The organism is Streptomyces sp. NPDC048392, assembly GCF_043200575.1.
Classification (GTDB): Bacteria; Actinomycetota; Actinomycetes; order Streptomycetales; family Streptomycetaceae; genus Streptomyces.
Window position 1 is genome coordinate 255,185 of sequence record NZ_JBICYB010000005.1, and the last position, 9,245, is coordinate 264,429.

Genomic DNA, 9,245 nt, shown 5'->3' on the forward strand with positions numbered 1-9,245 from the left:
TTATGAGCCGCCCCCAAGCGGAGATAAGTAGAGAGAAGTTGGCAGCCAACTTGAGCAACGTGGTCGAACCTCACGGAGGTTGGCCACCACGGTGACAGGGGGTCCACCATGCCGCTCATCGCCATCGTCGTCGCGGCTCTGGCCATCGGGTTCGAGCAGCTCGTGCAATGGAAGTACGGGCCGATGGGCATCATCGCGTTCGTCGCGCTGTCCATCGGTATCAAGGCGAAGAACACCATGATCGGCGGTGTGGGCGCGGTGATCCTCGTGATGCTGCTCGCCCAGTCCGGCTGACCGACGTACTGCCGGCCGGGCCCCCTTCCGGAGGGGAGCCGGGAGCCCGGCGGCAGTAGGCACCACGCACAACAACCACAACCATCACCACAACCACAACCACAACCACAACCACAACCACAACCGGACAGCACGCGCTACGGATGCGCACGTCCACCCGTCACCGGCGGAAGGGAGCACCTCAGAACATGTCCGGGCACCAAGGCCGCCTGGACGTACGCAGCAGGGCGTCGACCACACGGGCGGCGCCCGCTCGTTCCTCCCGGACCCGGCCGAGCGCGGCCAGCCGCAGGGCCGGCTCGTCGCCCAGCCACAGCGCGGCGAGCGCGGCCACGTCGAGCACGAGATGGGCACTCTCGGTGGTCGGCGCGCAGGACGCCCCGTCCGGTCCCGCCTCCAGCCGCCACCGCCCTCCCGTCAGCCCGCCCCGGTCCACGACCTCGAGGACCAGCGACCCCCGCCCCTCGTACGTCCGCGCCTCGAGCGCCCGTACGACGTCCAGGATGCGCACCCACAGCCAGTCCGCCTGCGTGGTGATCCTGGCCGCGCGCGGGTCGGGCAGGAGGTTCGGGAGCAGGTCGTCGGGGGCCCGCCAGCCGCTCTTCACCGTCGTGATCCAGTCGACCGAGCACAGGTAGCGCCACAGCGCGCGCTCGGCGGACGGGGTCACGGCGAGCAGCCAGTCGACGGTCGCCGTGTTCAGCGGCTGCTTGGCGCCGCCCCAGCGGTCGTCGCTCCGGTACGCGGCCATACCCTCGACCTCGCCGTCCGCCGAGCGGTAGAGGGCGTAGTAGGGCTCGGTCCAGTGGGTGTCGTTCAGCTGCACGACCCCGGTCCTGGCCTCCCACCACAGCTCGGCCCGGCCGACGGCGCCCGGCTGGGCCCGGCGCAGCCGCTCGTGCAGCTCGGGACCGAGCTTGCGGACGTCGGCGCCGTCCACCAGGTCGATCCGGCCGCCGTCCTCCGGGGCCGCCCGGCGCGGGTCGAGACCGGCGCGGGGCACGTCGACCGTCCACTCGGTCATGGTGGTGGCGGGACCGAAGCCGTACCGGCCGTAGATCGGGTACTCCGCCGCGATCAGCGTCGCGACGACGTCCCCGCGGTCCTTCGCCGCGGCCAGGTCCTGGACCATCATCCGGGTGAGCAGGCCGCGGCGGCGGTGGGTCGCGGTGACGGTGACGTTGGAGATCGCGTCTGCCCCGACCAGGCCGCCCCCGACAGCCGTCAGCTCCTGGTCGAAGGACCGGAAGGTCGCGACGCAGCGATCCCCGTCGAAGGCACCGAGCAGCCGGCCGGGCACGAACTGCCGGCGCCGCGCCTCCAACTGCTCGGCGGCCACGACGGGCGACTGCAGGAACCCGGTGTTCAGAGCGCGGTTCCAGTCGGGGAACTCGTCCTCGGTGATCGGGCGTACGTCGATGTCGGTAGGGCGGGTCATGCGCTCACGGTAGGCCGACGCCCCCACCCGCGTCGCGGGGATTTGCCGGACCACGTCAGAACGCCGCCCGGACCTCCCCCACCTCACGGCCGCCGCCCAGCAGGGGGGCGCGGCCGATGCGGTCGACGACCGGGCCCCGCACGTCCAGGAGGGTCAGGGCGCGGGACAGTACCGGGCCCAGGGTCCGGATCGCGCCGTCCTCGATCTTGAAGGCGAGGGCGCGGCCGTCCGGCAGGGCCACCGCCTGGACGGCCTCCGCGCCCATCTTGGAGAGGGTGCCGGGCACCTCGCGCATCAGCCAGGTGTCGGCGCGGCGGCTGCCTGCGACGTACTCGGGGTGGGCGCGCATCGCGTCGGCGACCCGGCGCTCGGCCGATCCGGGCTCGGCGCCGACGAAGGAGCGGAAGGCGCGGGCCAGCCCGACCAGGCTGATCGCCATCAGCGGCGCCCCGCACCCGTCCGTACCGACGGCGGCGGCCGGCTCGCCCGCCGCGTCCTCCACAACCCTGTGGATGATCCGCTGGAGCGGGTGCTCCGGGTCCAGGTACGTCTCCAGCGGCCAGCCCCGCCGCGCGCAGACCGCGAGCATCGCGGTGTGCTTGCCGGAGCAGTTCATGGTGACGCGGTCGGGCAACGCGCCCGAGGCCAGGTACGTCTCCCGCTCCTCGGCGTCCAGCGGCAGGTCGGGCGGGCACTGGAGCAGGGCCGGGTCCAGGGCGTACTCGTCCAGCATCTTGCGGACCAGGTCCCGGTGAAACGGTTCTCCGGAGTGGCTCGCGGCGGCCATCGCCAGCCGCTCCCCCGAGAGGTCGAGACCGGCCCGCAGCACGCCCGCCGCCTGCATCGGCTTGTTGGAGGACCGCGGGAAGACCGGCGCGGTCACGTCCCCCAGCGCCAGCTCCACGGCTCCGTCGGCCCCCAGGACCACCAGACTGCCCCGGTGCCGCCCCTCGACGAAGCCTGACCGGACGACCTCGGCGAGGACGGGCGGCACGACGGGCGCGAGGGCGGAGGTGGGCACGGACTGATCCGCCTGTGACGACGCCTGGTTCCTTCGTGACGCCTGGCTCGGCTGCGACATCTGCGACGGCTGGGACGCTTGTGGCTGGTGGGGCGACGCAGACGGCTGGGGCGCTTGTGACGGCTGGGGCGCTTGTGACGGCTGGTGGGGCGCGGGCATCGGCGGTGGCCTTCCGGACGGTGGACCCGCCGGGCGACGGCCCCGGGATCACCGGGCCCCGGGGCGGCGCGGATGGCCGCCCCCCGTGTCACACGAGCAGGTCGTCGACTTGTGCTTCCCCTTCACGGTACCGGCGCGCGATCTCCCCGCTGCAGCCGTCCGCCGTGCGCTGAAGTCGCTGCCTGCGCCGGGAGACCTGCTGCTCGTAGCGCACGAGCCGCCCCATTCCGGCGGTCAGCTCGACGTCGGTGCGGGCCGTCAGGTCGGACAGCTCCACCTCGCCCAGTATCTCCGCGGCCAGCCGTCGGCACTCCTCGCTCCTCGGGGTGCCGAGCGTCACATGCCGGGCGGAGGAGCGCTGCCGGGCCGGCGCGTCGGCGAGGATCTCCGACAGCCGCTCGACCACGGACCCCGTCGTCGCGGTGGTCACCACGGCCGTCGGCCCGCGCCCCGCCAGCTCCGCACGCAGGATGTCGATACGGCCCTGCAGCATCCGTCGTACATAGCTGAGGTCGGCCTCCTCGCGCTGGGCGTCCCGGCGCAGGGTGCGCAGCTCCGGCAGGCTCAGCGCGGTCAGGTCCCGCTCCGGAGGCTCTGCGGGCAGCTCCGGACTGTCCGTGCGCTGCACGGGTGGCCGGGGCGCCTCCAGGGCACCCGGACACGTCAACGCGGCAGTCCCGAACGACCGCCCCGTACTCGGTGTGCTCATGTGTCTCAACCGTCCCCTCGCCCAGCGCCTGGGAGCATCGTGCCACCCCCGGTGGCCGCTATGTGACCGAGTGCCCACGATCGGCCCCGATCGGCCCCAGATGGGGGGTTAGGTAGCGAAAAGAAACCCCGTACGGGCCCGCCCGCCGACACCCTGGGGGCGCACGGCATCATGACGGGATGCGTGCAGTGGTGCAGCGGGTGGACGGCGCGAGCGTCGTCGTGGACGGCGAGACCGTGGGCGCGATCGACGGCGAGGGCCTGTGCGTCCTGGTCGGCGTCACCCACGACGACACCAGGGAGGAGGCCGCGCGGTTGGCCCGCAAGCTCTGGTCGGTGCGGATCCTGCACGACGAGAAGTCGTGCGGCGACCTCGACGCCCCGCTGCTGGTGATCAGCCAGTTCACCCTTTATGGCGACGCCCGCAAGGGCCGCCGCCCCACCTGGAACGCCGCCGCGCCCGGCGCCGTCGCGGAACCGCTGGTCGACGAGGTCGTCGCGCAGTTGCGCGCGCTGGGCGCGACCGTGGCGACGGGACGTTTCGGCGCACGGATGCGGGTGTCGCTGACGAACGACGGCCCGTTCACGGTCCTGGTCGAGGTCTGAGACGCGGTGCCCGCGACGCCGGGTCCGCAGGGCCCGGGACGCCGGGGGCCGCAGGTCCCGGGACGCAGGGTCCGCGGGGCCCGGGACGCGGGGTCCGCGGGGCCCGGACACCGGGGTCCGCGACGCGGGGTCCGCCGGTCCGTCAGGGCTCGACGACCGTCTCCTGCGCCGCCGCCGTGTCCTCGGCCATCAGCCGGGCGTCCACCGGCACGTTCCGCTTGACCAGGGCGAGGGCGACCGGGCCCAGCTCGTGGTGGCGTACGGACGTGGTGACGAAGCCGATCTTCCGGCCGTCGGGGCCGTCGTCCGCGAGGCGCACCTCGGCCCCGTTCGGCGGCAGGCGGACCTCGCTGCCGTCCAGGTGGAGGAAGACCAGGCGACGGGGCGGCTTCCCGAGGTTCTGCACCCGGGCGACGGTCTCCTGCCCGCGGTAGCAGCCCTTCTGGAGGTGCACGGCCGTGCCGATCCAGCCCAGCTCGTGCGGGATGGTCCGGTGGTCGGTCTCGAAGCCGAGGCGGGGGCGGTGCTGCTCGACGCGCAGCGCCTCGTGGGCGAGGATCCCGGCCGGCGGTCCGGCCTGGGCGGCGAAGGCCTCCAGCTCCTCCCGGGGCAGGAAGAGATCACGGCCGTACGGTGTCTCGCGGACCGCGGCGGACGCGGGAGCCGGGGCGATAGACCCGGCCGGCAGGTGCACGACGGCGGTGTCGGCGGTGCGGTCGGTGACCTCGACCCGGTAGAAGAACTTCATCGACTCCAGGTAGGCGATCAGCGCCTCCTGGCTGCCGGGTTCGACGTGGACCCAGACGGTGGTGCCGTCGTCGACGAGGTACAGGGCGTGCTCGATGTGGCCGTTCGCGGAGAGGATCAGCGCCTCGGTGGCCTGGCCGGTGGGCAGGTCGCTGACGTGCTGGGTGAGCAGCAGATGCAGCCAGCTCAGCCGGTCGTCGCCCGTGACGGCGACGACACCGCGGTGGGAGAGGTCGACGAAGCCGGTGCCGTCGGCGAGGGCACGCTGTTCGCGGAACAGGTCGCCGTAGTGGGCGGCGACGCCTTCGTCCGCACCCTCGGCGGGGACGGCGCCGGGCAGGGACAGCAGAGGGCTCTTCATACGCCCCAGCCTACGACTCGCTTACGACTCGGTAGTTGAACCCTTCAGGGAACAGCTCTCGCACCGGCCGAAGATCGCGAAGTGCTTCATGTCGGTGTCGAAACCGAACTGCTCGCGCAGCTTGGCGGTGAAGTCGGCGGCCACCGACAGGTCGGCCTCGATCACGTTGGTGCAGTCCCGGCAGACCAGGTGGATGTGGTGGTGCCGGTCGGCCAGGTGGTAGGTGGGCGCACCGTGACCGAGATGGGCATGGCTGACCAGCCCCAATTCCTCCAGCAGCTCCAGCGTGCGGTACACGGTGGAGATGTTGATCCCCGACGCCGTCTTCCGCACCTGGCCGAGGATGTCGTCGGGGGTCGCGTGCTCAAGGGTGTCCACGGCTTCGAGCACCAGCTGCCGCTGCGGGGTCAGCCGGTAGCCGCGCTGCCTGAGGTCGCTCTTCCAGTCGGTGCTCACCACACCCAAGAGTCTAGGACTACTTGAAGAAAGCGATGCCGTCGTCCGGCATGTCGTCCGGCAGAGCCTTGGCCCAGCGCTCGACGTCCTCCGGCGTGACGACCTTCTTCAGGTGCGCCGACATGTAGGGGCGCAGCTCGACCTCGGGGGTCTGCTTCTCGCCGACCCACATCAGGTCGCTCTTGACGTAGCCGTACAGCCGCTTGCCGCCGGTGTAGGGCCGCGAGGCGGCCGTGCGGGCCACCGCGTCCGTCACCAGGTCGATCTGGGGCTTCTGGTCGGCCAGCGTGCCGTACCAGATCTCGATGACGCCGTCGTCGCGGGTCATCGTGACCTCGACCCTGCGGTTCGCGTCGATGCGCCAGAAGCCGTACTCGGACTCCAGCGGACGGACCTTGTCGCCCTCCTGGTCCAGGACCCAGGTGTGGGACCGGTACTCCAGGAAGTCGCGGCCGTCGTGCGTGAAGGAGACCTCCTGGCCGAAGTTGCACTTCTCGGCGCCGGGGAAGTCGTGCACGCCCGCGCCCGCCCAGTCGCCCAGCAGAAAGGCGAGCGGGACGAGGTCCTTGTGGAGGTCGGACGGGATCTCGATCATGAGCGGTACTTCCTGGCGTCGGTGATCAGCGCTGGCCCTGGTACAGCTTCTTCACGGTCAGACCGGCGAAGGCGAGGACGCCGACGCAGACCAGGACCAGCAGGGCTTCGAAGAAGATCTCCACGGGGTGCTCCTCGATTGAGCGGAGTGCGGTACGTGAGCCAGGCCCTGGGTGCGCAGGGCCGGGGCCCAGCTTACGCGGCCGCGGCCCGGCCCTCAGTGCGAGGTCCGCCGGGCGGATCAGTGCCGCGGCTTCTTCGGCGGCAGTTCGCGCGGGTCTCCGTCGGTGCGCACCCTGCGGTCGCGGGAGGCCGGGAGTCGCTTCGCGGTCTCCCCGGGCTTCGCCGGGCTCGCCGGTCCTACTCCGAGACGACCCCCACAGGACGTGTAAGACGCGATCGACCGAGGGTGCGCCCAGGAGACCCGCAGTCCGGGCCGGGGATTGCGGCGATGTTGACTACGATTCGGCCATGGCGAAGAAGCTCGTGATCAAGGTGACGGCGGGGGCGGACGCGCCCGAGCGGTGTTCTCAGGCGTTCACGGTGGCGGCGGTGGCCGTGGCCAGTGGGGTCGACGTGTCGCTGTGGCTGACCGGTGAGTCCGCCTGGTTCGCGGTGCCGGGCCGCGCGGCCGAGTTCGAGCTGCCGCACGCCGCGCCGCTGCCCGATCTGCTCGACGCGCTCCTGGCGGGCGGCCGGGTGACGCTGTGCACCCAGTGCGCGGCCCGGCGCGACCTCACCGAGAAGGACGTCATCGAGGGCGTACGGATCGCGGGTGCGCAGGTCTTCGTGCAGGAGGCGCTGGCCGACGACACGCAGGCGCTCGTCTACTGACTCCTGCTGAAAAGCGCGAACAGCCGGCGGAGGACTGTCACTGGGGCGCTCAGATGAGCGCCACGAGGACAGTGGAGGGCGAAATGCTCACGCTTTCGCGGTGGATGGCCCCGCCCGGAGGCGTCCGTTCATCGCGGCGTCCGTCTGGGCACGCGCAGGGCGCAGCGGCGCCCGCCGACGGCAGGCCCGCCCTCATGACCGACGCCTGGGCCCAGGCCCTGTCGTCAAACTCCCGTCTGCCCAGCGACGTCATGCACGCACTCTCGCCGTACCGGGCGACGATGCGAGCTTGACGACAGGACCTAGTGCGGGCGCTTCTTTCCGTCCAGTTCGTCCCACCACGCGTCGGACTGGGCGTCGCCCGACGGGTCGTCCCACCAGCGGTCGTCGGGGCCGCGCCGGTTGGCCGTCATCGCGGCCAGCGGCGGGATGAGCATGGCCACCACGCACATGCCCACGGCCGCCGGGACGGACCAGATGCGCACGACTGCCCAGGCCAGGACGAAGAGCACGATGCAGGTCCCCATCATGGCGAAGTAGACGTGCCGCCGCCGCGCGTACATACCTCCAGCGTAGGCCCGTCACGCCGGAGGGGCCGCACCCCAGGCGTCCAACCCGGTGGGTGCGGCCCCTCGGCCGTCGCGTGCCGACGACTGCCGGCGACTGCCGGCGACTGCCGGCGACTGCCGGTACGTGCCGTCAGACGGCGATCGCGACCTCGGCCAGGCCACCCTGCTGGGCGACGACCGTGCGGTCGGCGGAGCCGCCCGGGACGAGCGCGCGTACGGTCCAGGTGCCCTCGGCCGCGTAGAAGCGGAACTGGCCCGTCGCGGAGGTCGGAACCTCCGCCGTGAACTCGCCGGTGGCGTCCAGCAGACGGACGTAGCCCGTCACCGGCTCGCCGTCGCGGGTCACCTGACCCTGGATGGTGGTCTCACCGGGCTTGATCGTCGAGGCGTCGGGGCCGCCGGCCTTCGCTCCGCACATGTCGTACTCCTGAGGGGTTGGGAAAGGTCGGTCGGGGTGGTTACTTCGCGGCGCCGAGCTCGATCGGCACGCCGACGAGGGAGCCGTACTCGGTCCAGGAGCCGTCGTAGTTCTTGACGTTCTCCACGCCCAGCAGCTCGTGCAGGACGAACCAGGTCAGGGCCGAGCGCTCACCGATACGGCAGTAGGCGATGGTGTCCTTCGCCAGGTCGACCTGCTCGTCGGTGTAGAGCTGCCTGAGCTCGTCGTCCGACTTGAAGGTGCCGTCGTCGTTGGCGTTCTTCGACCACGGGATGTTGCGGGCGGACGGGACGTGCCCCGGACGCTGCGACTGCTCCTGCGGGAGGTGGGCCGGGGCGAGCAGCTTGCCGGAGAACTCGTCGGGCGAGCGGACGTCGACCAGGTTCTGCGCGCCGATGGCGGCGACCACGTCGTCACGGAAGGCGCGGAGCGCGGTGTTCTGCGGCTTGGCCTTGTAGTCGGTGGCGGGGCGCTCGGGCACCTCGTCGCCGGGGACCAGCTCGCGGGCGTCCAGCTCCCACTTCTTGCGGCCGCCGTCGAGGAGCTTGACGTTCTCGTGGCCGTAGAGCTTGAAGTACCAGTAGGCGTACGACGCGAACCAGTTGTTGTTGCCGCCGTAGAGGACCACCAGCGTGTCGTTGGCGATGCCCTTGGCCGACAGGAGCTTCTCGAAGCCCTCCTGGTCGACGAAGTCGCGGCGGACCGGGTCCTGGAGGTCCAGGGTCCAGTCGATCCGGATCGCGTTCTTGATGTGGTTCTTCTCGTAGGCGGACGTGTCCTCGTCCACCTCGACGATCGCGATGCTCGGGTCGTCCAGGCGGTCCTGCAGCCAGTCGGCGTCGACCAGGACGTCACTGCGGCTCATGTTTTCTCCTCCGGGGCAGTTGGCGGCGGGGCGTGCGGTGAGAGGGGGACGCGCGCTCGGGCCGTGCGGCGGCGCGCGGGTGTGCCCGGGGGCACGGCGGGGTGAGGGGGCGCGGACTGGCGGCGTCGCCGTCCGCCTCAGAAGGTGCGACAGA

At 71.8% G+C, this 9,245-nt stretch carries 12 protein-coding genes; 3 read left to right on the forward strand and 9 right to left on the reverse strand.

Annotation, left to right across the window (positions count from 1 at the left end; genetic code table 11):
• Positions 1–108 precede the first annotated feature (108 nt).
• Positions 109–294: a hypothetical protein gene (locus ACGFYH_RS10995; protein ID WP_003974784.1), complete on the forward strand. Its 186-nt coding sequence runs from the start codon at positions 109–111 to the stop codon at positions 292–294.
• A gap of 181 nt (positions 295–475) precedes the next feature.
• Here ACGFYH_RS10995 and ACGFYH_RS11000 read toward each other — a convergent pair whose 3' ends face one another.
• The 3 genes from ACGFYH_RS11000 to ACGFYH_RS11010 form a co-directional block, all read right to left on the reverse strand.
• On the reverse strand, positions 476–1,732 hold the full coding sequence (locus tag ACGFYH_RS11000; protein WP_393802818.1) for a GNAT family N-acetyltransferase: 1,257 nt from the start codon (positions 1,730–1,732) through the stop codon (positions 476–478).
• A gap of 55 nt (positions 1,733–1,787) precedes the next feature.
• Positions 1,788–2,813, reverse strand: coding sequence for an asparaginase (locus tag ACGFYH_RS11005; RefSeq protein WP_393802819.1), 1,026 nt, complete (start codon positions 2,811–2,813; stop codon positions 1,788–1,790).
• Positions 2,814–3,000: 187 nt separating this feature from the next.
• Positions 3,001–3,621: an aerial mycelium formation protein gene (locus ACGFYH_RS11010; protein WP_393802820.1), complete on the reverse strand. Its 621-nt coding sequence runs from the start codon at positions 3,619–3,621 to the stop codon at positions 3,001–3,003.
• A gap of 179 nt (positions 3,622–3,800) precedes the next feature.
• Here ACGFYH_RS11010 and dtd point away from each other — a divergent pair, with 179 nt between their 5' ends.
• Positions 3,801–4,226 carry a D-aminoacyl-tRNA deacylase gene (gene dtd / locus ACGFYH_RS11015; RefSeq protein ID WP_393802821.1) on the forward strand — a complete coding sequence of 142 codons (426 nt, stop codon included), beginning with the start codon at positions 3,801–3,803 and terminating at the stop codon, positions 4,224–4,226.
• A gap of 142 nt (positions 4,227–4,368) precedes the next feature.
• Here the strand turns inward: dtd and ACGFYH_RS11020 are convergent, their stop codons facing one another.
• From ACGFYH_RS11020 to ACGFYH_RS11030, 3 genes are read right to left on the reverse strand one after another with little or no spacing between them, the layout of a single operon-like run.
• On the reverse strand, positions 4,369–5,334 hold the full coding sequence (locus ACGFYH_RS11020) for a YgfZ/GcvT domain-containing protein (RefSeq protein ID WP_393802822.1): 966 nt from the start codon (positions 5,332–5,334) through the stop codon (positions 4,369–4,371).
• Positions 5,335–5,355: 21 nt separating this feature from the next.
• The gene (locus ACGFYH_RS11025; RefSeq protein ID WP_115743326.1) at positions 5,356–5,793 is read right to left on the reverse strand and encodes a Fur family transcriptional regulator; all 438 of its coding nucleotides are present in this window, start codon (positions 5,791–5,793) and stop codon (positions 5,356–5,358) included.
• 16 nt (positions 5,794–5,809) lie between these two features.
• Positions 5,810–6,385, reverse strand: a complete 576-nt coding sequence (locus tag ACGFYH_RS11030; RefSeq protein WP_393802823.1) for an FABP family protein — start codon at positions 6,383–6,385, stop codon at positions 5,810–5,812.
• Positions 6,386–6,855: 470 nt separating this feature from the next.
• On the opposite strand from ACGFYH_RS11030, the gene ACGFYH_RS11035 reads away from it, so the two are divergent.
• Positions 6,856–7,218, forward strand: a complete 363-nt coding sequence (locus ACGFYH_RS11035; RefSeq protein ID WP_219187413.1) for a DsrE family protein — start codon at positions 6,856–6,858, stop codon at positions 7,216–7,218.
• Between the two features lie 302 nt (positions 7,219–7,520).
• On the opposite strand, the gene ACGFYH_RS11040 is transcribed toward ACGFYH_RS11035, so the two are convergent.
• The 3 genes from ACGFYH_RS11040 to ACGFYH_RS11050 all read right to left on the reverse strand — a co-directional run bounded on the left by ACGFYH_RS11040 (position 7,521) and on the right by ACGFYH_RS11050 (position 9,091).
• Positions 7,521–7,781, reverse strand: coding sequence for a DUF3099 domain-containing protein (locus tag ACGFYH_RS11040; protein ID WP_393802824.1), 261 nt, complete (start codon positions 7,779–7,781; stop codon positions 7,521–7,523).
• 136 nt (positions 7,782–7,917) lie between these two features.
• Positions 7,918–8,205, reverse strand: a complete 288-nt coding sequence (locus ACGFYH_RS11045) for a DUF1416 domain-containing protein (protein WP_100048746.1) — start codon at positions 8,203–8,205, stop codon at positions 7,918–7,920.
• Between the two features lie 40 nt (positions 8,206–8,245).
• Complete coding sequence (locus ACGFYH_RS11050; protein WP_393802825.1) at positions 8,246–9,091, reverse strand: sulfurtransferase; 846 nt, start codon at positions 9,089–9,091, stop codon at positions 8,246–8,248.
• Positions 9,092–9,245 lie beyond the last annotated feature (154 nt).